Origin of the sequence: Rhodoplanes sp. P11, assembly GCF_964266735.1 — a bacterium.
GTDB lineage: Bacteria > Pseudomonadota > Alphaproteobacteria > Rhizobiales > Xanthobacteraceae > Rhodoplanes > Rhodoplanes serenus.
In genome coordinates this window covers 494,421-519,006 of sequence record NZ_CAXWGY010000016.1, presented here as the reverse complement: position 1 = coordinate 519,006, position 24,586 = coordinate 494,421, and the positions used below count along the sequence as shown (strand labels likewise).

The following is a 24,586-nucleotide window of genomic DNA, read 5'->3' as shown; positions in this document are numbered from 1 at the left end:
CTCGGCCTGCGGCTCCCGCCGCGCCGGGCCGGGGGCAGGCCGCCGGGGTCGGCGAAGGCCCCGGCCCGGCGACTGCCCCTCGCCGGCAGGCCGATCGGCAACCGAGCAGAATCGTCGGCAACGTCCGCCCGAGTGGGGCGCCTTCGAAAGAAACCCCATGCTCCACGTCGAGCTCGTGCTGCAAGGTCTGGTCAACGGCAGCATGTATGCCGTGATCGCCGTCGGCCTCACTTTGGTCTACGGCCTCCTGCGCATTCTCCATGTCGCCCATGCCGGGCTGTTCACCCTCGGCGCCTACATCACGGTGCTGATCACCAACGCGACCGGCAGCCTGCCGCTGGCGGTCGCGGTGTCGGCCGTCACGGTCGGGGTCGCCGGCATGCTGGTGTACCGGCTGCTCTACGAGCCGCTGCTCGACCGGCCGCCCTATGTGGCGCTGATCGCCTCCATCGGCCTGTTCATCTGCATGGAGGAGGGCTACCGCATCGTCTTCGGGCCGTATGGCAACTCGTTCGACACCATGCAGCTCACCGAGCGGATCAATATCGGGCCGATCGGGATGGCGGCGGCCGACGCCGCCATGCTGGTCGGCGCCGTCGTGCTGCTCACCGGGCTCGGCCTGCTGATGAAGCGCACTCGCTTCGGCGTTGCCTGGCGGGCGACCGTGACCGACCCGGCGATGGCGCGCGCCTTCGGCATCGACACCGTCAAGGTGCGCTACGTGAACTTCTTCATCGCCTCGGCGCTGGCGGCCGCGGCGGGTGCCCTCGTCGCCGTCCTCAACAATCTGGTCGAGCCCACCATGGGCAGCGTGCCGAGCTACAAGTCGCTCGCCATCATCGTGCTGGGCGGGCTCGGCAATGTCGGCGGCACGCTGGCGGCGGCGCTGCTGCTCGGCGTCATCGAGGCGTACGGCACCATCTATGCCGGGTCGTTCCTGGACCGCGACGCCATCGCGTTCGTGTTCCTGATCGCGGTGCTGATGGTGCGGCCCCAGGGCCTGTTCGCGACGGGGCGGTCATGATCGGAGCCTACGAGATCACCCTGGTGGCGGTGGTCAGCATCAACCTGATGCTGGCGCTCGGCCTCAATCTCATCACCGGCTTCTGCGGCCAAGTCAGCCTCGGCCATGCCGCCTTCTTCGGCACCGGCGCCTATGCGGCGGCGCTGGCGGCCGGCGGCCTGCCGCTGCCGGTGGTGCTCGTCCTCGCCGGCCTCGTCGCCTGCGCGCTCGGCCTTCTGGTCGGCGTCGCCTCGCTGCGGGTGCGCGAGGATTTTCTCGCCATCACCACCATGGGGGTGGGCTTCGTGTTTCTCGGCTTCGTGCGCAAGCAGGGCTGGCTCGGCGCTGAGATGGGGCTGACCGACATTCCCGACCACGGCCTCGGCGACATCGGCTTCGTCGGCCTGTGCCTGGCCCTGGTCGCCGCCATGGCGGCTCTGTCCTGGCACATCAAGCGGAGCTGGATGGGCTTCGGCTTCGCGGCGGTCGCCGACGACGAGCGCACCGCCCGCACGCTCGGCATCAACGCCGCCGCCTACAAGCTCGCCGCCTTCGTGATCGGCACCTTCCTGGCCGGCGTGGCGGGCGCCGTGTATGCCTACTTCACCCGCTTCATCATCCCGAGCGCCTTCGGCTTCACGGTGTCGATCAGCATCCTCACGATGGTGATCGTCGGCGGCGTCGGCTCGATCTGGGGTGTCGTCGCGGCCTGCGTGGTGCTGACCCTGCTGCCGGAGTTCAGCCGGGTCATCAACGACTACAAGCTGCTGCTGTACGGCGCCCTGATCGTGCTCACCATGCGGTTCGCGCCGGGCGGGCTCGCCGGTCTCGTGCGCAGCCTCGTGGCGCGGCGCTCCACCGGAGGCGCGCCATGACGACGCTGCTCGCGGTCGAGGACGTCCTGGTCCGCTTCGGCGGCATCGTGGCGCTCGGTGGGGTCAGCTTCTCGCTCGCCAAGGGCGAGCTGCTCGGCCTGATCGGGCCGAACGGCGCCGGCAAGACCACCATGCTGCACACCGTGATCGGCGTGGTGAAGCCGACCGAGGGGCGCATCCTGGTGGCGGACCGCGACGTCACCCGCCTCGCCCCCGACGCGCGAGCCCGCCTCGGCGTCGCGCTCACCCACCAGATCGTGCGGCCGTTCCGCGGCCTGAGCGTGCTCGACAACGTCACGCTGGCGGCCGGCTTCGCCAAGACCACGCATCTCGCCCGCGCCATCGTGTCGGTGTCGCGCACCGCCGAGCGGGCGCGCGCCCGCGAGCTTCTGGCGCTGGTCGGCATCGCCGACTACGCCGACGCGGCGCCCGGCGTGCTGCCGCTCGGTGCGCTCAAGCGGCTGGAGGTCGCCCGTGCGCTCGCCATCTCGCCCGCGGTGCTGCTGCTCGACGAGCCGCTGGCCGGGCTCAACTCGGTCGAGGCGGCGCGGCTCGCCGCGACGCTCGCCGACCTCAACGCCTCCGGCATCACCATGATCCTGATCGAGCACAACCTCGCCAAGGTGGCGGAGATCTGCCCGCGCCTCGTGGTGCTCGACAACGGCCGCAAGATCGCCGACGGGCCGACCGCCGCGGTGCTGGCCGACCCGCAGGTGATCGCCGCCTATATGGGGCAGGACACGAGCGGCCGCGAGACGGGCCGGGAGGCCGCGCATGCTGGCGGTTGACGGACTCACCTGCGGCTATGGCCGCGTGCTGGCGGTGCGCGACCTGTCGTTCGAGGCGCGGCCCGGCGAGGCGCTGGCGATCCTCGGTCCGAACGGGGCCGGCAAGTCGTCGACCCTGATGGCGGTGGCCGGGCAGGTCGCGGTCTCGGCCGGCACCATCCGGTTCGACGGCGAGGACGTCACCACGCTGTCGCCGATGGCGCGCTGCGCCCGCGGCATCGCGCTCGCCCCCGAGGGACGGCGGCTGTTCCGCGACCTCACGGTGCGCGAGAACCTGATCGTCGGCGGCTATGTGCGCCCGGCCCGCGACACCCACGCCGCCATGGAGCGGGTGCTCGACCTGTTCCCGCGCCTGAAGGAGCGGCTCGACAACCTGGCCGGCTCGCTCTCCGGCGGCGAGCAGCAGATGACGGCGATCGGCCGCGCCATGATGGCGGCGCCGCGGCTGCTGCTGATCGACGAGGTGTCGCTCGGGCTGATGCCGAAGAACGTCGACATCTGCTACGAGGCGCTCGACGCGCTGCGCCGAGCCGGCCTCACCATCGTGCTGGTGGAGCAGAGCCTGGAGCGCGTGCTGGCGATGGCCGACCGGGTGATCGTGCTCGAATCCGGCCGCCTCGCCTGGGCCGGCACCGCCGCCGAGGCGCGCGGCAACCCGGAGGTCGTGCGCGCCTACATGGGCGGTGCCGCGGCGTGAGGGGGCGCTGTTACGCCGCGAGGATGCGCCGCAGTGTCGCGAGATAGCGCGCCGTGATCGCGTCGCGGGCGCGGTGGTGCCCGTCGCGCACGACGATCTCGCCGCCCGCCATCACGGTTCCGACCGCCTCGCGGCCGGCGACGAACAGCCACAGATCGATCAGCCGGTCGGTCGACCGGCCGCCGGTCGCGTCGCCCGCGACGGCGGCGAGATCGGGATACGTGGTGTCGAGCACCACGAAATCGGCGCGCCGGCCGACCGCGATCGCTCCGATCGGCTGACCGAGCGCCTGGGCGCCGCCGGCGAGTGCCTCGCCGAGGAGCCGCCGGCCGGTCGATTCGCCTTCGGCGGTCGCCATCACGTTGCGGGCGCGGTGTGCGAGGCGCTGCGAGTATTCGAGCTGACGCAGCTCGCCGGCCGGATCGATGTCGATGTTGGAGTCGGTGCCGATCCCGAACCGGCCGCTGGTTTCGAGATAGCGCGCGCCGTCGAAGATGCCGTCACCGAGCGACGCCTCGGTGAGCGGGCACAGGCCCGCCACCGCGCCCGCACGGGCCAGCCGCACGGTCTCGTCCGGGGTCGTGTGGGTCGTGTGGATCAGCACCCAGTGCTCATCGACCGGCATCTCGTCGAGCAGCCAGGCGACCGGCGGGCGGCCCGACCAGGCGACGCAGTCCTCGACCTCCTTGACCTGCTCGGCGGCGTGGATGTGGATCGGCCCGCCGGGTGCGAGCGCGATGGCGGCCCGCAGCGTCTCCGGCGTGACGGCGCGCAGCGAGTGCGGCGCCACGCCGACCGTTCCGCCCGGCACCGCGGCGACGATCTCGCGGCTGCGCGCGACCAGCCGCGCGAAGCGGTCCGGATCGTTGAGGAACCGCCGCTGGCCCTCGACCGGCGGGGCGCCGCCGAAGCCGCCGTGGCCATACAGCGACGGCAGGAGCGTGAGGCCGATGCCGGTCGCGTGCGCGGCCGCCGCCATGCGGCCGGCCATCTCGCCGAGATCGGCATAGGGGCGGCCGTCGATGTCGTGATGGAGGTAGTGGAACTCGGCGACGGCGGTGAAGCCGCGCTCAAGCATCTGCATGTAGGCGAAAGCGGCGATCGCCTCGGCATCGTCCGGCGTCAGCCGGGCGAGGAAGCGGTACATCACCTCGCGCCAGGTCCAGAAGCTGTCGGAGGCGGGGCCGCGCCGCTCGGCGAGCCCCGCCATGCCGCGCTGGAAGGCGTGGCAGTGCAGGTTGGGCACGCCCGGCAGCGCGAGGCCGGCGATGCGCTCGGTGCCCGGCGCGACGGCGGCGCCCGGCTCCACCGCGGTGAAGCGTCCGTCCGCGATCTCGACCCGCACGTTCTGCGCGAAGCCGTGTGGCAGCAGCGCCTGCGCGAGCAGGAATGCTCCGGTCATCGATCCAGTCCTCCTTCACGTCTCCCCACCTGCGGCGACAGGGAGCGGCGATGCTGTGCGACACCGCGCGCCGGACCATAGCGAAGCGTGTGGCGATTTTGTATGGAAACAACTCGGACATCGGCGCGACGGAGCGGCTCATGCGGTTCGACAGGATCTGGCGCGACGCACGCCTTGTGACTCTGGCGTCCAACCGGCCGGGGCTCGGGCTGATCGAGCGCGGCGCCATCGCGACGATCGAAGGCCGCATCGCCTTCGTGGGTCCCGAGGCCGACTTGCTGGCGAACGCCGATGCGGCCGAGACGATCCGGCTCGACGGCCGCCTGGTGCTGCCGGGCCTGATCGATTGCCACACCCATCTGGTCTATGGCGGCAGCCGCGCGAAAGAGTTCGAGATGCGGCTGGCCGGCGCGAGTTACGAGGAGATCGCGCGCTCGGGCGGCGGCATCGTCTCGACCGTGCGGGCGACGCGCGCCGCGAGCGAGGACGAGCTGGTGGCGAGCGCGCGGGCGCGGCTCGACCGGCTGATCGCCGAGGGCGTCACCACGGTGGAGATCAAGTCCGGCTACGGGCTCGACGCCGAGACCGAGCGGCGCATGCTGCGGGCCGCGCGTCGGCTCGGCCGCGAGGCGCCGGTGCGGGTCCTCACCACCTATCTGGGCGCCCACGCGATGCCGCCGGGCGAGACCGACCAGGACGCCTATGTGGCGGCGGTCTGCGATCTCGTTCCCGCGCTGGCGCGCGACAAGCTCGCCGATGCGGTCGATGCCTTCTGTGAAGGCATCGCCTTCTCGCCGGAGCAGACGGGGCGCGTGTTCGCGGCCGCCGAGGCGGCGGGCCTGCCAGTGAAGCTGCACGCCGATCAGCTCTCGAATCTGCACGGTGCGCGGCTCGCCGCCTCACATGGCGCGCTGTCGGCCGATCACCTCGAATACACCGACGAGGAGGGCGCCGCCGCGATGGCGCGGGCCGGCACCGTCGCGGTGCTGCTGCCCGGCGCCTTCTACGTGCTGCGCGAGACCCGGAAGCCGCCGATCGAGGCGTTCCGCCGGCACGGCACCCGCATGGCGCTCGCCACCGACTGCAATCCCGGCACCTCGCCGGTCACCTCGCTGTTGCTGATCATGAACATGGGCGCGACGCTGTTCCGCCTCACCGTCGACGAGGCGATCGCCGGGGTGACGCGCGAGGCCGCCCATGCGCTCGGTCTCGCCGCCGAGATCGGCACGCTGGAGACCGGCAAGCGCTGCGACCTCGCCATCTTCGACGTCGATGCGCCGGCCGAGCTGGTCTATCGCATCGGCTTCAATCCGCTGTTCTCGCGTGTCTACGGAGGCACGTGATGTCGTGTGGCCGGAGCGCCGCGTCGACGCGAGAGGAGCGGCAATCTCTTCCCCCGTCATGGCCGGGCTCGTCCCGCCCATCCACGTCTCGGCGGCTGAACGACGTGGATGCCCGCGACGAGCGCGGGCATGACGACCGAGAGTGTGGCCGGCGTCCCGGCTCCTCTCGCCAACCCGCGTAAGGACATCGCCATGACTCGCATCGACTCCGCCCGCATCGACAACGCCCGCACCATCCGTGCTCCGCACGGCAATACGCTCTCGGCCAAGAGCTGGCTGACCGAAGCGCCGCTGCGCATGCTGATGAACAATCTCGATCCCGACGTCGCCGAGAAGCCGGGCGAGCTGGTCGTCTACGGCAGCATCGGCCGGGCGGCGCGCAATTGGGAGAGCTTCGACCGCATCGTCGCGGCGCTGCGTGCGCTCGACGCCGACGAGACCCTGCTGGTGCAGTCGGGCAAGCCGGTGGCGGTGCTGCGCACCCACGCGGATGCGCCGCGTGTGCTGATCGCCAACTCCAACCTAGTGCCGCACTGGGCCACCTGGGATCATTTCAACGCGCTCGATCGCCAGGGCCTGATGATGTACGGCCAGATGACGGCGGGCTCGTGGATCTACATCGGCTCGCAGGGTATCGTGCAGGGCACCTACGAGACCTTCGCGGAGCTGGGGCGCCGCCACTACGGCGGCGATCTTTCGGGCCGGTGGGTTCTTACCGCGGGGCTCGGCGGCATGGGAGGGGCACAACCGCTCGCGGCCGTGATGGCGGGGGCCTCGTGCCTGGTGGTCGAGTGCCAGCCGAGCCGCATCGAGATGCGGTTGCGTACCGGCTATCTCGATGTCGCGGCGCAATCGCTCGACGAGGCGCTGGAGATCGTCCGGCGGTCGTGCGCCGAGAAGAAGCCGACTTCCGTGGGCGTGCTCGGCAACGCCGCCGAGATCTTCCCGGAGCTGTTCCGCCGCGGCATCCGTCCGGATGCGGTCACCGATCAGACCTCGGCGCACGATCCGGTCAACGGCTATCTGCCCAAGGGCTGGACGCTGGCGGACTGGGAGACCAAGCGCGAGAGCGATCCGAAAGCGGTCGAGCAGGCGGCCAAGCGCTCGATGGTCGATCACGTCAAGGCGATGCTCGACTTTCATCGCGCCGGCGTGCCGACCGTCGACTACGGCAACAACATCCGTCAGATGGCGCGCGACGAAGGGCTCGCCGATGCGTTCGCGTTCCCGGGCTTCGTGCCGGCCTATATCCGCCCGCTGTTCTGCCGCGGCATCGGCCCGTTCCGCTGGGCGGCGCTGTCGGGCGATCCGGCCGACATCCTGCGTGCCGACGCGGCCGTGAAGGAGCTTCTGCCGGACGACAAGCATCTGCACAACTGGATCGACATGGCGCAGAAGCGCATCAAGTTCCAGGGCCTGCCGGCGCGCATCTGCTGGCTCGGGCTCGGCGACCGCCACCGCGTCGGCCTCGCGCTCAACGAGCTGGTGGCGAAGGGCGAGATCAGCGCCCCGATCGTGATCGGACGTGATCATCTCGACTCCGGCAGCGTGGCGAGCCCCAACCGTGAGACCGAGGCGATGCTGGACGGCTCCGACGCGGTGTCGGACTGGCCGCTGCTCAATGCGCTCGTGAATTGCGCGAGCGGCGCCACCTGGGTGTCGCTGCATCACGGCGGCGGCGTCGGCATGGGCTACTCGCAGCATGCCGGCATGGTGATCGTCGCCGACGGCACGCCGGAGGCGGCGCGCCGGCTCGCGCGGGTGCTGTGGAACGATCCGGCCACCGGGGTGATCCGCCACGCCGATGCCGGCTACGACATCGCCAGGGACTGCGCCCGAGAGAAGGGCCTGACGATGCCGAGCCTGGGGTGAGGCGCCTTACCCGCGTTTGGGGTGAACCTCTTCCGGCCGTTTAGACTTACCGGAGGCGGCGCGTCTCGACCGCGTCTCCGCCGCAGGCCGCGCCTGAGCAGCCGCCCTGCGGCGAGCGGCCCGGCTCAGCACTGCGTTCATGCGGCTCTGCCAGCCGGGTCCGGTGCTCCGGAAATAGCGGAGCACGTCCGGATCGAGCCGCAGGCTGACGGCGATCTTGATGCTTGCCGCCTTCGGTCGCCCTGGGCCACGGCCAGGGCGGACGAGCCGATCGCCCTCGTAGACGTCGGCCTGCTCGAAATGAGCCTCGGTCAACTCCGGCGCATCGTCTGGATCAGCCCAGGTGCCGGCGCCAGCGGGCTTCTTCCTTGGCATGGCAGTACCTCATAGAGATGACGTGACGGGCCTCGCCGCGCGGCGTCCAGACGATCACCACCATCCGGTCGCGGAGCATGCCGGCGGAGATGTAGCGATCCTCTCCATACGGAAAACGATCGTCGAGCAGCACCGTGTGACGGCCGGCAAACACCGTCGCCGCGTCGGCGAAATCGAGGCCCCGCTCGGCCAAGGTCCGGAGCCGCTTCTTCTGGTCGAAGGTGATCCTGACCATGACGGCGACAAGCGCCTTCCATCGTCTTTTTTACCGTATATACGAAAATAGGGGCCGTGTCGACCGGCCGGGCGGCCGGTCGCGGCGGTCCACCATCAATCCGCCCAGGCCGGATCGGCCGTGAACACGATGGTGAGCCAGCGGTCGGGGCCGTCGCCGCCGATCGCGGCGGCGACCTCGTCGCGGATGCGGTCGTGCTCGCGGATCGGCGTCACCGTCCAGTCGGGCGGCGTGATGAAGTGCAGCTCGATCTGGCGCGAGCGGCCGACCTTGGCCACATAGGCACGGAACGACAGCATGCCGTAGCGCCGCACGGCGTCCCGGGCGATCGTCTCGACCTGCTCACGCAGCTCGTTCGGCGCCATCAGCATGATGTCGAACAGCGCCTGCTTGGCGGTGCCGAACGGCAGCGGGATGATGACCAGGCAGATCAGCGTCAGCACCAGCGGGTCGATATACGGCGTATAGGCGTCGAGACCGGCGCGCGTCATCAGCCAGCCGATGCCGAAGGCGAGCACCAGCGCCGCCGTGATGCCGCCCGACATCATCCACGCCTTGGCGTCGAGGGCGACGAAGTCGGACTTCAGGCGCCGATTGATCCGCGTCTCCCACCACGCCATGCCGGCGCACACCAGGAACGTCACCACCGCATAGACGATGGCGATTCCGAAGGCGAGGTCGTGGCCGCCCGCCAGCAGGCTGGTGACCGCATTGATCAGCGCATAGACCGATACGCCCATCAGCATCGTCGCATTGAGCCCGAGCACGAGCGGCTCGAGATGCCAGAAGCCGAGCTGGAAACGACGATGCAGCGGGCTCTCGGGCGAGGTCTCGGCCGCATAGGCGGCGATCGCGCGAGCAACCGCCAGGGCGAGGCCGCTCATCGCGGCGTCGACCAGCGAATAGGTGCCGTCGAACGCGATGGCGAACGAGCCCGACAGAATACCGAACAGGATGCCGATGGCGGCTATGCCGATGGTGGCGATGATGGAGGTGCGAAGGACGGTTTGCTCATTGCACATGATGACACGACGCGGCACTGCGCCGGATCGACGATCCGACGGGTGCTCGCCCCGGATTTGGAGTTCGCTCGCGTGCCGTGGCGCCGCGCGCGTGTGCGCGCGAGCCGTGACGGCACGTCGGATGAGGACGACAGGACGAAAACAGTTCGCGCGATGACGAACCCGGCCATGCGCCGGGATGTGCGCGACGTCGCAGCGGCGCCGACGGGCGCGGCCGCGACGGTCAGACCCGCCGTGCGATGATTCGCAACGACCCGCTCGGCCGGGTCGACCAGCCGAGCACGATCGATGTGTTACGTGGTCCCATGATGGGGCTCGCCTCTCACGATCGATATAAGAACAGTATAGGCAGCCGGCCGAGAAGCGGCAAGCCAGGCTGCCATGCGAGCAATCCGGAACATCACGCTGGGCGATCTGATCACGAGATGACGGTTGATCGCGGAAGGCTTGCGATTTGTTGCGCCGAGGCCCGCGGCACGATGCTTTCTAGCCTGTCGCCAGGCTCACGATCTCCGATCGACCATGGCGGCGCACCGGCTGCGCGGCCCTTGGCCGCACGTCTCGGTCTCATACGAGATCCGGCTGATCAATTCGATGGTCATTCCGGAAGCCGCGAAGCGGCTATCCGGCTGCGACGGTCAGACCCGCCGTGCGATGATTCGCAACGACCCGCTCGGCCGGGTCGACCAGCCGAGCACGATCGATGTGTTACGTGGTCCCATGATGGGGCTCGCCTCTCACGATCGATATAAGAACAGTATAGGCAGCCGGCCGAGAAGCGGCAAGCCAGGCTGCCATGCGAGCAGTCCGGAACATCACGCTGGGCGATCTGATCACGAGATGATGGTTGATCGCGGGAAGGTTTGCGATTGTTGCGCCGAGCCCTTCGGCATGCTTCTTTTCAGCCTGTCGCCGGACGCCGAGATCTCCGACCGACGATGGTGGCGCACCGGCTGCGCGGCCCTTAGCCGCGCGTCTCGGTCTCATACGAGATCCGGCTGATCAATTCGGTGGTCATTCCGGAAGCCGCGAAGCGGCTATCCGGCGACTGTCTTGGATGTCAAGCGGGTGCGTATACGACGTCGGCTTTGACGAGGCCGTTGGCGACGACGAGGATCTTCCTGGCGACGGCGATGAGGGCGACCTTTGCGGGCTTTCCCTGGTCGCGCATGGCCTTGTAATCGTCCCTGAGCTTCGGGTTGTGGCGGACGGCGACGAGGGCGGCGAGATAGAGTGCGGTGCGCACGCAGGGTCTTCCGCCCGAGATGGCGGCGCGCGGCGGAGCGTTTCCGGACTGGCTGACGTGCGGCGCGAGGCCGGCCAGGCTGGCGATGGACTTGCGGTCGCGGTGGCCGAGTTCGGGCAGGTCGGTGACCAGCACGGTGGCGATGCGGGTGCCGATCCCCGGGATCGATGTGAGGATGCGGGAGACTCGGACGAGCTCGGCGTCGGCGGCGATCCGGCGAGCGAGTTCGGCCTCGATTCGCTCGCACTGCGCGGCGAGTTCGGCGATGGTGGCACGGTGGCTCTCGATCAGAAGTGGCTCGAGCGTCTGCTTGAGCCTGGTCTTCTCCATGGCGATCATCTCGGTGAGCTGGCGGCGGCGCAGGGAGAGCGCCTTGAGGGTCTGCTGCTCGGCGGAGGGGAGTGGGCGGTCGGCGTCGGTCATGACGAGAGCGAAGCGCGCGATGAGCTGCGCGTCCAGCCTGTCGGTCTTGGCGCGGCGCCCCTCGGCGTCGCGGAACGCCTTGATGCGGCGCGGATTGACGATGCCGACCTGGAAGCCGGCCGCGGTCAGGGCGGCGACTGCGGTCTGCGCGTAGGAGCCGATCGCCTCGAGGACGACGCGGGTGACGCCCGCCGCGGTCAGGCGGGCGATCATGGTGGCGATGCCGGAGGCCAGATTGGGCACCCGGAAGGTCTTTCCGGACGGCGCCAGGGCGACGTCGAGAAAGCGTTGGCCGGCATCGATGCCGGCCGCCGTCGAGACGGACTGCGATGTCATGGAACCGGACCTGTATGCGGGCGGCCGGGCGGGCCGGCACCCGTGCGACTGTTCGATCAACGAGCGGAACGGAGACGCCCGAGCCGGAATAGCGGCCACACAGGGCCGGGAATCCAACGAGCGGTCCCCGTCAGCCCGCCACTATGCCAGTGACAGCCGAAAGATACAGGAATCCAACCGAGAGTTCCGAGTTTGCCGCTGGATTCCGGGCTCGCCGCTGCGCGGCCCCCGGGAATGACGGCGCACTGATCACCCGAAAATAGTATCAGTCGTCCAGCACCTCGAAGCTCAGCCTGAGCAGCGGGGCGTGCTGCTGGGCACCGTAGACGTCGGCATCGCCGACGGCGCCGGAGGCGAGCGGCCGCTTCAGCGTGATCTTGATGGCGGATGCGGGATCGAAGGCCACAATCGACAGGACGTCGCTCTCGGCGATGCCGTACAGCGCCGCGATGCGCGCCGGCGACAGCACCTCGCTTTGGCGCAGGCGTTGGTACCAGGCCGGATCGCCCACCATGATGTCGAGCGTCAGCTCGAATGGTCCGGCGTTCTTGGAGCGAATCACGCCGGCGATGTCGACGAGGCGAACCGTGGTCATGGCTGCTCTCTCCGGGCGAGCGCGACGGTGCGCGCACCGACCTCCTCCAGCGTGATCGGGAACAGGGCGCACGGATCGTCGATGCCGGTCAGCAGATGATAGACGCTGAAGCGGTACACCGCACCGGCATGGAAGTCCGACGGCGAATACGGGAAGGCGAGGTTGCCGGCGGTGGCGATGCGGCCCGGATAGCCGAGATGCAGCAGCGTGGCGCGGGCGAAGCTCACGATGGTGTCGGCGATCGCCTGGGTGTCGGCCACCGCCTCGACGATCAGGCCGAGCTCGTGCGGCGTCGCGATGGTCCGCAGCGGCTCGCTCGTTCCCATCACGCCGTCGCGGCCGTACAACCGGAACAGCAGTTGCCAGCTCTCGGGCGCCAGCGTGCCGGCGAAGTTGGCGGCCACCCGGGCGCGGGCCGCGTCCAGGATGGTGTCGACCTGGGCGATGAAGGACGGATCGCGCACGCCGGCAATCGACACGGTGCGGAAGCCGACCGGCGCGGCGCCCTCGATCTTGAGCGTGTAGGGGCGCGTCAGCATGCGGCTGCCCGCCACCCGCACGGTGCGCTCGTCCTCCTGCGCGAAGGTGGTCGCGGTGAGATCGAGCACGCCGCCGGGGCCGGGCAAGCGATACGGATCGCTCTTCTCGTAGAGCGTGTGCGCGGCGACCGAGACGACGGTGCAGCGGCGCTCCGGCGCCAGCGGCTCGACCAGGAAGTGGTCGCGCCGCAGCGTGCCCAGCATGCAGTCGCCGCCCGAGCCCGGCACCGCCGCGATGGCGGCGCATTCCAGGATCTTGCCGAGATGCACCGCGAGCCCGGCGTCGAAGCCGTGCGCGAGCGGCAGCGCCGCGAACACGGCGGGATCGTAGGCGCGGCCCGCCACGATCACGTCGGCGCCCGCCGCCAGCGCCGCGACCAGCGGCTCGGCGCCCATCTGGGCGACCAGATGGGTCGAGGCACGCACGTCGTCGGCGGTCGCCTCCGGACCCGGCGGCAGCGGCACCAGCGCGCCGCGCGCCTGGGCCGCGAGGAGGGCGTCGCGATCGATGTCGGCAGCGATCACCGCGAGGCGGAACGACAGGCCCTCCTCGGCGGCGATCTCGCGCACGATCGCCACCGTGATGTCGAGATGCGGGCGCGCCCCGCAGCCGCCGGCCGAGCCGACGATCACCGGAATGCGTCGCGCGCGGCCGGCGCGCAGCATCAGGCGCAGGTCGCGCGTCACCGCGGCGCGGTCGGTGAACGGCTCCCCGGCGCCGAGATAGTAGGGGCCCGGGTCGGACGAGCCGGCGTCGACCGCGATGACGTGCGGGTCGCGCGCGAGCCCGGTCGCGAACGACGCCTCCGGGAAGCCGTAACCGAGGATCGCGGTCGGCGACAGAATTCGAAGCTCCTCCGGTGGAGCGGCGCGGGTCATCGACGTGCAGTCCTTCTGTGGTGCCGGCAGTGCGTGAGGCGCCGCCCCTGTCACTCGATGCGGGCGCCGGCCGCCTTCACAACCTCGGCCCAGCTCGTGATGTCGGCGTCGAGCCGCCTGGCCAGCTCGTCCGGCGTCGAGGTCACGATGGTGGCGCCCTGCGCCTTCAGCTTCTCCTGCACGCCGGGGTCCGCCATCGCCTTCAGGGTGGCGGCGTGCAGCCGGTCGCGGATCGCCGGCGGGGTGCCCTTAGGGGCGAACAGCGCGACCCAGAGATCCGCCGCGAAACCCGGCAGCGTCTCGGCGATGGCCGGAATGTCGGGCGCCGCCGGGCTGCGGGTGGCGGAGCTCATGGCCAGCGGCTTCAGCACCTTGCCCTGGAGGTGCGACATCACCGACGGCATGCTGGCGAAGCCGAGCTTCACATGGCCCGCCACCATGTCGTTGATGGCCGGGCCGACGCCGCGATACGGCACATGGGTGAGCGGAATGCCGGCGCGGCTCTTCAGCATCTCGCCGAGCAGGTGGTTGAGGGTGCCGTTGCCGGCGGAGGCGTACTGGATCGGATCGGCCGCTTGCGCCTTGGCGAGCGCGATCAGCTCCGGCAGCGTGTCGGCCGGCAGCGACGGGTGCGCCACCAGCACGTTCGGCACGGTGGCGAGCAGCGAGATCGGCTCGAAGTCCTTCACCGGGTCGAAGCCGAGCTTGGCATAGAGGGCCGGGTTGATGGCCTGGGTCGACGAGATGGTGACCAGCAGCGTGTAGCCGTCGGGCGTCGCGCGCGCCGCCGAGGCGGTGCCGATATTGCCGCCGGCGCCGGGCCGGTTCTCCACCACGAAGCGCGCCTGGCCGAGCACGTCGCCGAGCTTGTCGGCGAGCACGCGGGCGATGATGTCGTTGGTGCCGGCCGGCGCCTGCGGCACCACCACGGTGACCGGGCGGCTCGGATAGGCGTCCTGGGCGGCGGCCGGCAGCGCCGCCGCCGCCGCGAGCAGTGCGGTGCTCGTCAGCGCGGCGGCCAGCATCAGGCCCCGGCGGCGCGTGATGCGGCTGATCTCGTCGGTCATGCGGTCCTCCTCGCGTGTCCTCGCCGCCGAAGATCTGCGCCTTCGGACGGATCGGGACAGACTAGGCGGGCCGCGCGGGAGCCGGGAAATACCAGTTCGCTCTGCGGGGCATAAGGAGGGCTTATGGCCCGCCGCCGCGGGTCCGGGGCCGGGGTGGCGGAGCGGGCGCCGGCGTTCCGGTCGGGCGGACGCCGTGCCAGGTGCCGTCGGCGAGGCCGTCGCGCGTCAGCGCCAGCAGGATGTCGCGCACCGCCGCGGCGGCCGCCGTGCGGGGCGCGGTGGCGAGGCGGCACAGGCTCACCGGCCGGTCGAGATCGGGCTCGGTCAGCCGCCGATGCGCCAGCGTCACCCCGGGCGGCAGCGCCGCCAGCGCCGACCACGGCAGGATCGTGCAGGCGAGGCCGTCGAGCGCGGCGGCGAGCAGCAGCGGCAGCGAGTCGAGGTCGGCCACCACGGTCGGCGGCTCGGCGACGGCCCGGGCGAAGGCCCGGTCGACCAGGCGGCGCAGGCCCTGGGCGCCGCTCGGCAGCACCAGGGGCACGCCGGCGAGAGCCCGCACCGGGCAGGTCGCGCGACCGTCGGCCCGAGCCCGGCGCCCGGCTCGTGCGTCGCCCGGCAGCGCCCCCATCACGAACAGCTCCTCGCGCAGCAGCGGCTCGACCGCGACGCTCGGGGTCTCCAGGTCGCGGTACAGCACCGCGAGATCGAGGCGGCCGTTGGCCAGCAGCTCCTCCAGGTACCCGCTCATCGATTCGAACACCTGGAGCCGGATGCCGGGATGCTCGGCCCGCACTCGGCGCAGCAGAGGCGCCGCCAGCATGGCGGCGACGGTGGTGGGCAGGCCCACCGCCACCGTGCCGGTGGCGCCGCCGGCGGCGCCACGGCGCACCTCCTGGCGCGCCTCCTCGATCTGGCGCAGCACCGTTCGGGCGTGGCGATAGAGCGCCTTGCCGGCCTCGGTCGGCTGCACGCCCTGCGGGCTGCGCAACAGCAGGGCGGTGTCGAGCTCGGCTTCGAGCCGGGTCATGCGCTGGCTCAGCGCCGGCTGGGCGACGTGGAGCTGCGCGGCCGCCCGGGTCAGGCTGCCGAGGTCCACGATGGTGACGAAGGCACGAAGCTGGCGGATGTCCATGGGGCGTTCGGCGGCGGGCGCCTCGGCATCCTAGAGCGGCACATCGCCGAACGGCAACGCGGCGCCGGCGGCGAACCGCCGGGTCAACGTCGCGCCGGGGCGGCCGGCCGGCGCCGCACCAGCAGCACCACGAGATTGAAGGCGATCGACACGGCCAGTGCGGCGGCGAGGCCGGGCCACACGCCGAGCGGCGGCACCGCGAGATGCACGGTGAGGCAGGAGGCCGCGAAGCCGATCAGGCCGACCAGCGCATGGGCCATCAGCGCAGCGGTCGCCGGGCCGCCGAGCCGCGGCTGAAGGATCATCGCCATGCTGGACAGCACCACCGGGAACACCGACAGGAGCCCGGTGAGGCCGGCGCCGAGCCGGCTGCTGCCGGTCACCACCAGGCCGACCAGCGTCGCCACCAGCATGGCCCGGACCGGCACGTCCCACCAGCGCCGCCGCGCCAGCGGGATCGGCGCCCGGCCATAGGGCGCCGCCAGGATGGCGCAGCCGATCATCACGGCGAACACCACCGCGCTGGTGGTGCCGGCGCCCCATGGTGCCGCCTGGATGACGACCGTGGCGGCCGCCCAGACCAGGAAGGCGGTGCCGACGCTGACGACGACGCCCCGGCTCTGCGCCAGATAGACGAACACGAGGCCGAACAGCCCGCTCGGCGCATTGGCCTTGAGGCTGGACAGCCCGCTCGCGGCGATGAAGGCGGCATCGTGATCGAGCGCCAGGAACACGTAGGCGGGGCCGGCCGAGACCGGCAGCGTCGCGATCATGGCGCCGAGCAGGGGGCCGGCCCGCTCCGCCGTCGCGGTGGCGGTGACCACGAACGCGGCGGTCACCGCCACCTTGGTGAGAAGCGGCAACAGGACCGGGATATCGAAGGGCATCGGACAGGAACCACGGGCGGGCGGCGCCGCCGCCCGCCGCACGAAATGGGGCAGGAGCCCTGGAGAAAGAGGACGAAGGTGGCGAGACTCAGGCGCGGTCGAGATGGATGGTGACCGGCACGCCGCCTCGTAGCGTCTGGTAGACGACGCAGTAGCGCTCGGTGAGCTTGAAAAGCTGCGCGAGCTGCTCCTCGGACGCATTGGTGTCGATCCGGAAGGTCAGCCGGATCTCGGCGAAGCCGACCGGCGCCTCCTTGTCGACCCCGAGCGTGCCGCGGAAGTCGAGATCACCCTCCGCCATCACGGCGCCCGAGCGCAGCGGGATGGCGAGCGCGGTCGCCACCGCCTTGAGGGTGACGCCGGCGCAGGCGACGAGCGCCTCCAGCAGCATGTCGCCGGAGCACAGCTCGACGCCGCTGCCGCCGGTCGCCGGATGCAGGCCGGCGACGACCGAGAGCGCCTTGCCGGTCTCCACCTTGCAGGCGATCGTCGTGTCGTCGAGCGTGCCCTTGGCCCGCAGCGTCACCAGGGCGGCGGCCGGGTCGGACCGATAGTGCTCCTTGAGCGGCGCCTGGAGGGAGCGCAGCGCGTTCTGATCCATCGTGCGATTCTCGCGTCCGGGGTGAAGTCGAAAGCCTACAGGCCACGGCAGCAACCGCAAGGGGGGTGCGGGGGGCGCCAAGACATTGTGATCATGCCAGGTTTGACTGAGCCCGCACATTCCGTCAGGGTATCGCAACCGCTGGTTCGCCGGATCTGGTCCGCGCCGCGACGTAGCCCGTTCGACGTCGCCCGTTATTCGACGCCGTCCATCAGGCCGTTCCGCCGCCGATGATCTTGCGTGAGTGATCTCAGACCAGTGGTCTTGCCGCCCGTCGTCTTGCACCAGAGATCGTCGATCAGTCATCCTATGCCAGTGCATTCTATGCCAGTGCACCTTATGCCAGTGATCGTGCGCCAGTGATCCGACACGAGTGTCCGTCAGCCGAGTTTCGATGCCGAGTTCAGGGTCGCACGGGATGACAGGCCACCGCGCGGACGCCGACCCTTCCGAGACCCAATCCATCCGCGCCGAATCCGTCGCGACCAGCGTTCCGTTCCTCGCCGGCGGCGGCGAGATGGGCGCGCTCATGCGCGCGCACGACTGGAGCCGGTCGCCGCTCGGGCCGCCCGAGCAGTGGCCCGATGCGCTGCGGATGGCGGTGAGCATCTGCCTGAACTCCCGCTTCCCCATGCTGATCTGGTGGGGGCCGGACTTCGTCATGCTCTACAACGACGCCTATCGGCCGATCCTGGGCATGACCAAGCATCCGGCGAGCCTCGGCCGGCCCGGTCGCGCCATCTGGCCGGAAACCTGGAGCATCATCGGGCCGCAGCTCGAGAGCATCTGGCAGGGCGAAGCGACCTGGTCGACCGACCTGCTGCTGCCGCTCGACCGCAACAACTACCTGGAAGAAGCGTACTTCACCTACTCGTATAGCCCGATCAAGCATGCCGACGGCCGCATCGGCGGGGTGTTCACGGCGGTCACCGAGACGACCGAGCGCATTCTCGACGAGCGCCGCCTGCGCACCCTGCGCGAGCTCGCCATCCGCAGCGCCGGCGCCCCCACCAGCGAGCAGGCGTGCGCGCGCGTGCTCGATGTGCTGGCGGCTGGCAACCCCGACCTGCCGATCGCGCTGCTCTATCGGCTCGACGAGGATCGCGGGGTGCTGCGCGCCGCCGGCAGCCACCGGGTGCCGGCCGACCGCTTTCCGGCCGAGATCCCGCTCGATGCCGACGATCCGTGGTCCGTCGCCCGTGCGGTGCGTGCCGGCGAGGCGGTGCAGCTCGATCATCTGCCGTTCCGCTTCGGCTCGCTCACCGGCACGGTGTGGCCGGAGCCGGTGCGCCGCGCCCTCGTGGTGCCGGTGCCGCGGCTCGGCGCCGTCGGCGTCGCCGGGGCTCTGGTCGTCGGCGTCAATCCACGCCGCGCCCTCGACCACGATTACCGCCTGTTCGTCGACCTTCTCGCCGACCATGTCGCCACCGCGATCTCCAATGCCCGCGCGGCCGAGGAGGAGCGGCGCCGCGCCGACGAGCTGGCACGTCTCGAGGCGCGCTTCCGCGACCTCGCCGATTCGGCGCCGGTGATGATCTGGGTGTGCGATCCCGCCGGCCTGTGCACCTGGGTGAACCGGCCATGGCTCGCCTTTCGGGGGCGGTCGCTCGACGCCGAGCTGGGCGCCGGCTGGCTCGATGCCGTGCATCCGGACGACCGGCCGCGCTATCTCGCCGTCTACCAGGCCGCACTCGACCGGCGCGAGGCGTTCCGCATCGAGTTCCGCCTCCGCCGGCACGACGGCGTGTGGTGCCAGGTCGACGACACCGGCGTGCCGCACTATGCGGCCGACGGCAGCTTCCTCGGCTTCGTCGGCTCCTGCGTCGACGTCAGCGACGCGCGGCGCTTCGAGGCGGCGCTGCGCAAGAGCCGCGAGGAGCTGCTGCGGCTCAACGAGACGCTGGAGACGCGGGTCGCCGAGCGCACCGAGGATCTCGCCGCCGCCAACCGCCAGCTCCTCGCCGAGATCGCCGAGCGCGAGCAGGTGGAGGCGACGCTACGCCAGATGCAGCGGCTCGACGCCATCGGTCAGCTCACCTCCGGGGTCGCCCACGACTTCAACAACCTGCTCACCGTGGTGCTCGGCAACGCCAGCCATCTCGAACGGCTGTGGGCGGACAGCGACGATCCCAAGCTGATGCGGCGGATCACCCATATCCGCATCGCGGCCGAGCGCGGCGCCAAGCTGATCGCCCAGCTTCTCGCCTTCTCGCGCCGCCAGCGCCTGGAGCCGCGCGTTCTCGATCTCAACGAGACGGTGACGCGCATGCGCGAGCTGCTGGCCACCACCATGGGCGGTGGCATCGAGATCGAGACCGTGCTGGAGCCGTCGCCCTGGCCGGCGCTGGTCGACCCCACCCAGCTCGAGCTCGTGGTGCTCAATCTCGCCATCAATGCTCGCGACGCCATGCAGATCGGCGGCCGCCTGACGGTGTCGACCGGCAATGCGGAGCGTGGCGATCCGGCGCGGCCGGAGCAGCCGCCGCCCGGCCACTATGTCGAGCTGGCGGTCAGCGACACCGGCACCGGCATGTCGGACGAGGTGCAGGCCAAGGCGTTCGAGCCGTTCTTCACCACCAAGACGGTCGGCAAGGGGTCCGGCCTCGGGCTCAGCCAGGTGCTGGGCTTCGCCAAGCAGTCCGGCGGTGGCGTCGAGATCGAGACGGCGCCAGGGGTGGGCACCACCGTGCGGGTGTTCTTTCCGCGGGCGCCGGTCGTCCACGACGACGTGGCGGCGACCGGCGCCGAGGCGGCGGCGCGGGCCGCGGCCTCGGCCTGCGTGCTGGTGGTCGACGACGACGACGATGTCCGCCACGTCACCGCCACCATGCTGGAGAGTCTCGGCCACCGGGTGGTGGAGGCGGGCAGCGGCGGTGCCGCGCTGGAGCGGCTCGCGGCGCGAGACGACATCGACATCGCGCTGATCGACTTCGCCATGCCGGGCATGAGCGGCCTCGATCTCGCCCGCGAGGCGCGGGCGCGGCGGCCGGCGCTGCCGATCCTGTTCATCACCGGCTATGCGGATTCGACCGTGCTGGCGGGCGTGCGGCACGAGCACATCCTGCGCAAGCCGTTCCTCGATGCCGAGCTGGACCGTCGCATCCGCGCCGTGCTGGCCAACAGCCGCGCCGGCACCCTCGATGCGCTGATGGCGCCGGTGCGTTGACGCACCGCCGGATTGCGCCGAACGCCCGGTGGGCGCCTCGCCGCCGCAGCGGTGCCGGTCCCTGATCTTGCACAGACGATGATCGCCAGGGTTGCGCCATGGTGTGGCGTCATCGTGACGATCGACACGCCGTGGTCGAATGCCGGCCCCGATCCTGGCGCGACGGTGCCGGCGACGGAATGGCCTATGTATGATGGCACCGGGCTTCGTCGTCCGGCGTGTCGCTGTCCGGCGTGTCGCCGTCCGGAGTGTCGCTGCGTCCGCCGCGGCACGCCGCCCGGCGCGCTGCTCGGTCCGCAGGAGGTGGTCGCCATGGGTTCGCGTCTCGTCGCCATCGTTGCTCTCGCGCTCGCGGGCGTGCTCGTGATCGGCGCTCCGGCGCCGGCGCTCGCTGCGCCCGAGGGGCCGGCCGCGCGGGCCGGGGCGGCGGTGCGGTCGCTCATCGCTCGCCTGCGCGGCGACGCCATGCCGGCCGGCATCGTCAAGTCGAACGGCCGCATCGAAGCCACCCAGGTCGACGTCATCGCCAAGTATGGCGGCCGGCTCGCCACCCTCACGGTGAAGGAGGGTGACGAGGTGACGGCCGGGCAGGTGGTCGCCACCATCGCGTCGCCGGAGACCGAGGCGCAGCTCAAGGGCGCCCAGGCCCAGGTGCTGCGCGCCAAGCAGGCGCTCGCCGAGGCGATCGCGCTGATCGCCCAGCGCAGCAGCGACGTCGCCTTCACCCGCACGGATCTCGAGCGCGGCCGCAGCCTCCTGGACAGGGGCAACATCTCCCAGCAGGTCGTCGACCAGCGGCAGAACCGCTACGATGCGGCCAGCGCCGGCCTGCGCGCCGCGATGGCGCAGCGCGAGCAGGCCGAGTACGCCATCCAGGTGGCGGAGGCCGACGTCCAGCGCTTCCAGGCCGTGCTCGTCGACATGGTGCTGGTGTCGCCGCGCAGCGGCCGCGTGCAGTATCGCCTCGCCCGCGCCGGCGAGGTGGTGGCGGCCGGCCAGCGGGTGCTGACCATCCTGGATCTCGCCGACGTCTATCTCACGCTCTATCTGCCGGCCGACGACGCCGGCAAGCTGGCGCTGGGCGACGAGGCTCGCATCGTCGCCGATCCCATCCCCGAATACGTGATCCCGGCCACCATCAGCTTCGTCGCCACTGAGGCGCAGTTCACGCCGAAGAGCGTCGAGACCGCCGAGGAGCGCGAGAAGCTGATGTTCCGCGTCAAGCTCCAGGTCGATCCCGAGGTGCTGAGCCGCTGGCACCGCTACGTGAAGACCGGCGTGCGCGGCATCGGCTTCGTCCGCACCAGCCCGGCGGCGGCCTGGCCGAAGGATCTCGAGGTCAAGCTGCCGAAATGAGCGAGACCGTCGTCGCCCGTCTCACCGGCGTGTCGCACCGTTACGGCGCGACCGTCGCGCTCGACGCCGTCGATCTCGCGGTGCCGGCCGGCCGGATGGTCGGCGTGATCGGCCCCGATGGCGTCGGCAAGTCGACGCTGCTCGGGCTGGTCGCCGGCGTGCGCCGTCTCCAGCAGGGCGAGGTGCAGGTGCTCGGCGGCGACATGGCGGATGCCGAGCAGCGGCGCACGCGCTGCGCCCGCATCGCCTACATGCCGCAGGGGCTCGGCCGCAATCTCTACCCGACGCTGAGCGTGTTCGAGAACATCGACTTCTTCGGCCGCCTGTTCGGCCAGGGCGCGGCCGAGCGCCGCGCCCGCATCGACGTGCTCGCTCGCGCCACCGGGCTCGATCCGTTCCTGGCGCGGCCGGCCGGCAAGCTGTCCGGCGGCATGAAGCAGAAGCTCGGCTTGTGCTGCGCCCTGATGCACGACCCCGATCTCCTGGTGCTCGACGAGCCGACCACCGGGGTCGATCCGCTGTCGCGCCGCCAGTTCTGGGATCTGATCGGCTCGATCCGGGCCGGCCGGCCGCAGATGAGCGTGATCGTCGCCACCGCCTACATGGAGGAGGCCGAGCGGTTCGACTGGCTCGCCGCCATGGACGACGGCCGGGTGATCGCCCGCGGCACTCCGGCCGAGGTGCTGGCGCAGGCCGGCCGAGCCTCGCTCGAAGCCGCCTTCATCGCGCTCTTGCCGGAGGCGAAGCGCGCCCGCCACCAGCCCGTCACGGTGCGGCCGCGGCCCGACACCGACGACGCGACACCCGCCATCGTGGCCGAGGGCCTGACCCGGCGGTTCGGCAGCTTCGTCGCCGTCGACCATGTCAGCTTCCGGATCGGTCGCGGCGAGATCTTCGGCTTCCTCGGCTCCAACGGCTGCGGCAAGACCACTACGATGAAGATGCTGACCGGCCTGCTGCCGGCGAGCGACGGCCGGGCCGCGCTGTTCGGCATGCCGGTCGAGGGCGGCGGCATCGAGCTGCGCCGCAATGTCGGCTACATGTCGCAGGCGTTCTCGCTCTACGGCGAACTGACGGTGCGCCAGAACCTCGACCTGCACGCCCGGCTCTACCATCTGCCGGCCGACGAGATCGGCAGCCGCATCGCCGAGCTTCTGGCGCGCTACGATCTCGCCGACGTCGCCGACGCCCACCCCGATTCGCTGCCGCTCGGCATCAAGCAGCGGCTCCAGCTCGCCGTCGCGGTGCTGCACCGGCCGGCGATCCTGATTCTCGACGAGCCGACCTCGGGGGTCGACCCGATCGCCCGTGATGCCTTCTGGCGCACGCTGATCGACCTGTCGCGCGACGACGGTGTCACCATCTTCCTGTCCACCCACTTCATGAACGAGGCGGAGCGCTGCGACCGCGTCTCGCTGATGCATGCGGGCAAAGTGCTGGCGGTCGGTGCCCCGGCGGCCCTGGCGCGCGAGCGCGGCACCGCCTCGCTGGAGGACGCCTTCGTGTCGTGGCTCGCCGAGGCGGGCGGAGAGCCGGCGCCGAAGGCCGCGCCCGTGGCGAGCGAGGCGGAGACGGCGGCACCGGCTCCGTCGTCTCCTGCCGCGCCTGCGGCGCCGCGGCGGTTCGATCCGGGGCGGCTGTGGGCCTATGCGCGGCGCGAGGCGATGGAGCTGCTGCGCGATCCGATCCGGCTGGTGTTCGCCTTCCTCGGCCCGCTGGTGCTGCTGCTCGCCTTCGGCTACGGCATCTCGTTCGACGTCGAGAACCTGCGATTCGCCGCCTTCGACCAGGACCGCACGCCGGAGAGCCGCGCCCTGCTGGAGAGCTTCTCGGGCTCGCGCTACTTCTCGGAGGCGCCGCCGGTCACGACGGCGACCGAGATGGAGGATCGCTTCCGGCGCGGCGACGTCACCCTCGTGGTCGAGATTCCACCGGGCTTCGGCCGGGCGCTCCAGGAGAGCCGGCGGCCCGAGATCGCCGTGTGGATCGACGGCGCCATGCCGTTCCGCGGCGAGACCACGCGCAGCTACGTGGCGGGCCTCGCCCAGAGCTACATCCGCGACCGCATGCTCGAACGCCTCGGCCCCAACGCGGCCGCCGCGACGGTCGAGATCGAGACGCGCTTCCGCTACAATCAGGCGTTCAAGAGCGTCGTCGCCATGGTGCCGAGCATCATCGTGCTGATGCTGATCCTGATCCCCGCCATCATGTCGGCGGTCGCCGTGGTGCGCGAGAAGGAGACCGGCTCGATCGCCAACTTCCAGGCGACCCCGACCAGCGCGGTCGAGTTTCTGGTCGGCAAGCAGCTCCCCTATGTGGCGGTCGCGATGGCGAGCTTCGCGGCGCTGGCGCTGGTCTCGGCCCTCGTGTTCGGCGTCACCGTGCACGGCTCGGCCGCGACGCTCACACTCGGCACGCTGCTCTATGTGTTCGCCACCACCGGCTTCGGTCAGCTCGTGTCGAGCTTCACCCGCACCCAGGTGGCGGCGGTGTTCGCCACCGCCATCATCGCCGTGGTGCCGGCCGTCAACTTCTCCGGCCTCCTGGTGCCGGTGGCCTCCCTGTCGGGCGGCGCCCGGGTGCTGGGGCTCGGCTTTCCGGCGGCGTGGTATCAGCCGGTCAGCGTCGGCACCTTCGCCAAGGGGCTCGGACTCGCCGATCTGTGGCCGAATCTGATGGTGCTCGCTGCCTTCGCGCTGATCTATCTGGCGGCGGCCCGGCTGGTGCTGCGCAAGCAGGAGAGCTGA

The 24,586-nt window shown here is 71.0% G+C and carries 20 protein-coding genes; 9 read left to right on the top strand and 11 right to left on the bottom strand.

From position 1 onward, the window contains the following. The first annotated feature begins 157 nt into the window (after positions 1-157). The 4 genes from ACFQUV_RS14105 to ACFQUV_RS14090 are packed head-to-tail and all read left to right on the top strand — an operon-like array spanning position 158 to position 3,363. On the top strand, positions 158-1,024 hold the full coding sequence (locus tag ACFQUV_RS14105) for a branched-chain amino acid ABC transporter permease (protein WP_111386536.1): 867 nt from the start codon (positions 158-160) through the stop codon (positions 1,022-1,024). Continuing rightward, positions 1,021-1,878 carry a branched-chain amino acid ABC transporter permease gene (locus ACFQUV_RS14100; RefSeq protein WP_111386534.1) on the top strand — a complete coding sequence of 286 codons (858 nt, stop codon included), beginning with the start codon at positions 1,021-1,023 and terminating at the stop codon, positions 1,876-1,878. Before ACFQUV_RS14105 ends, ACFQUV_RS14100 begins: the two co-directional genes overlap by 4 nt. Next, positions 1,875-2,666 (top strand): ABC transporter ATP-binding protein, encoded by a 792-nt coding sequence (locus ACFQUV_RS14095; RefSeq protein ID WP_129611596.1) that lies wholly within the window; start codon positions 1,875-1,877, stop codon positions 2,664-2,666. The genes ACFQUV_RS14100 and ACFQUV_RS14095 overlap by 4 nt, the downstream gene beginning before the upstream one ends. Further along, the gene (locus ACFQUV_RS14090; protein ID WP_129611597.1) at positions 2,653-3,363 is read left to right on the top strand and encodes an ABC transporter ATP-binding protein; all 711 of its coding nucleotides are present in this window, start codon (positions 2,653-2,655) and stop codon (positions 3,361-3,363) included. Before ACFQUV_RS14095 ends, ACFQUV_RS14090 begins: the two co-directional genes overlap by 14 nt. Before the next feature lie 10 nt (positions 3,364-3,373). Here ACFQUV_RS14090 and ACFQUV_RS14085 read toward each other — a convergent pair whose 3' ends face one another. Further along, on the bottom strand, positions 3,374-4,765 hold the full coding sequence (locus ACFQUV_RS14085) for a formimidoylglutamate deiminase (RefSeq protein WP_129611598.1): 1,392 nt from the start codon (positions 4,763-4,765) through the stop codon (positions 3,374-3,376). A 140-nt stretch (positions 4,766-4,905) separates the two neighbouring features. On the opposite strand from ACFQUV_RS14085, the gene hutI reads away from it, so the two are divergent. Both hutI and hutU read left to right on the top strand, forming a co-directional pair. After that, positions 4,906-6,108: an imidazolonepropionase gene (hutI, locus tag ACFQUV_RS14080; protein ID WP_129611599.1), complete on the top strand. Its 1,203-nt coding sequence runs from the start codon at positions 4,906-4,908 to the stop codon at positions 6,106-6,108. A 192-nt stretch (positions 6,109-6,300) separates the two neighbouring features. Then, on the top strand, positions 6,301-7,980 hold the full coding sequence (gene hutU, locus ACFQUV_RS14075; RefSeq protein ID WP_129611602.1) for a urocanate hydratase: 1,680 nt from the start codon (positions 6,301-6,303) through the stop codon (positions 7,978-7,980). Positions 7,981-7,986: 6 nt separating this feature from the next. On the opposite strand, the gene ACFQUV_RS14070 is transcribed toward hutU, so the two are convergent. The 10 genes from ACFQUV_RS14070 to ACFQUV_RS14025 all read right to left on the bottom strand — a co-directional run bounded on the left by ACFQUV_RS14070 (position 7,987) and on the right by ACFQUV_RS14025 (position 17,317). Next, a complete protein-coding gene (locus ACFQUV_RS14070; protein WP_111386519.1) occupies positions 7,987-8,355 on the bottom strand; it encodes a BrnA antitoxin family protein in 369 nt (122 codons plus the stop codon). After that, the gene (locus ACFQUV_RS14065) at positions 8,315-8,590 is read right to left on the bottom strand and encodes a BrnT family toxin (protein WP_111386517.1); all 276 of its coding nucleotides are present in this window, start codon (positions 8,588-8,590) and stop codon (positions 8,315-8,317) included. The genes ACFQUV_RS14070 and ACFQUV_RS14065 overlap by 41 nt, the downstream gene beginning before the upstream one ends. Before the next feature lie 95 nt (positions 8,591-8,685). After that, positions 8,686-9,612, bottom strand: a complete 927-nt coding sequence (locus tag ACFQUV_RS14060; protein ID WP_129611600.1) for a cation diffusion facilitator family transporter — start codon at positions 9,610-9,612, stop codon at positions 8,686-8,688. Between the two features lie 1,060 nt (positions 9,613-10,672). Beyond that, on the bottom strand, positions 10,673-11,617 hold the full coding sequence (locus tag ACFQUV_RS14055; protein WP_129607263.1) for an IS110 family transposase: 945 nt from the start codon (positions 11,615-11,617) through the stop codon (positions 10,673-10,675). A gap of 265 nt (positions 11,618-11,882) precedes the next feature. After that, a complete protein-coding gene (locus tag ACFQUV_RS14050) occupies positions 11,883-12,212 on the bottom strand; it encodes a DUF4387 domain-containing protein (RefSeq protein ID WP_129611157.1) in 330 nt (109 codons plus the stop codon). Continuing rightward, positions 12,209-13,630, bottom strand: coding sequence for an acyclic terpene utilization AtuA family protein (locus tag ACFQUV_RS14045; RefSeq protein WP_129611158.1), 1,422 nt, complete (start codon positions 13,628-13,630; stop codon positions 12,209-12,211). The genes ACFQUV_RS14050 and ACFQUV_RS14045 overlap by 4 nt, the downstream gene beginning before the upstream one ends. A 50-nt stretch (positions 13,631-13,680) precedes the next feature. Then, entirely contained in the window at positions 13,681-14,697 is a 1,017-nt protein-coding gene (locus ACFQUV_RS14040; protein ID WP_129611159.1) for a tripartite tricarboxylate transporter substrate binding protein, read from the bottom strand. A gap of 121 nt (positions 14,698-14,818) precedes the next feature. Further along, entirely contained in the window at positions 14,819-15,829 is a 1,011-nt protein-coding gene (locus tag ACFQUV_RS14035) for a LysR substrate-binding domain-containing protein (RefSeq protein WP_129611160.1), read from the bottom strand. A gap of 83 nt (positions 15,830-15,912) precedes the next feature. Beyond that, positions 15,913-16,716: a hypothetical protein gene (locus ACFQUV_RS14030; protein ID WP_129611161.1), complete on the bottom strand. Its 804-nt coding sequence runs from the start codon at positions 16,714-16,716 to the stop codon at positions 15,913-15,915. An 88-nt stretch (positions 16,717-16,804) separates the two neighbouring features. Next, a complete protein-coding gene (locus ACFQUV_RS14025; RefSeq protein ID WP_129611162.1) occupies positions 16,805-17,317 on the bottom strand; it encodes an OsmC family protein in 513 nt (170 codons plus the stop codon). Between the two features lie 418 nt (positions 17,318-17,735). On the opposite strand from ACFQUV_RS14025, the gene ACFQUV_RS14020 reads away from it, so the two are divergent. From ACFQUV_RS14020 to rbbA, 3 genes are all read left to right on the top strand, one after another. Further along, entirely contained in the window at positions 17,736-20,483 is a 2,748-nt protein-coding gene (locus ACFQUV_RS14020) for a response regulator (RefSeq protein ID WP_165364158.1), read from the top strand. Between the two features lie 312 nt (positions 20,484-20,795). Next, the gene (locus ACFQUV_RS14015) at positions 20,796-21,839 is read left to right on the top strand and encodes an HlyD family secretion protein (RefSeq protein ID WP_129611164.1); all 1,044 of its coding nucleotides are present in this window, start codon (positions 20,796-20,798) and stop codon (positions 21,837-21,839) included. After that, positions 21,836-24,586, top strand: coding sequence for a ribosome-associated ATPase/putative transporter RbbA (rbbA, locus tag ACFQUV_RS14010; RefSeq protein WP_129611165.1), 2,751 nt, complete (start codon positions 21,836-21,838; stop codon positions 24,584-24,586). Before ACFQUV_RS14015 ends, rbbA begins: the two co-directional genes overlap by 4 nt.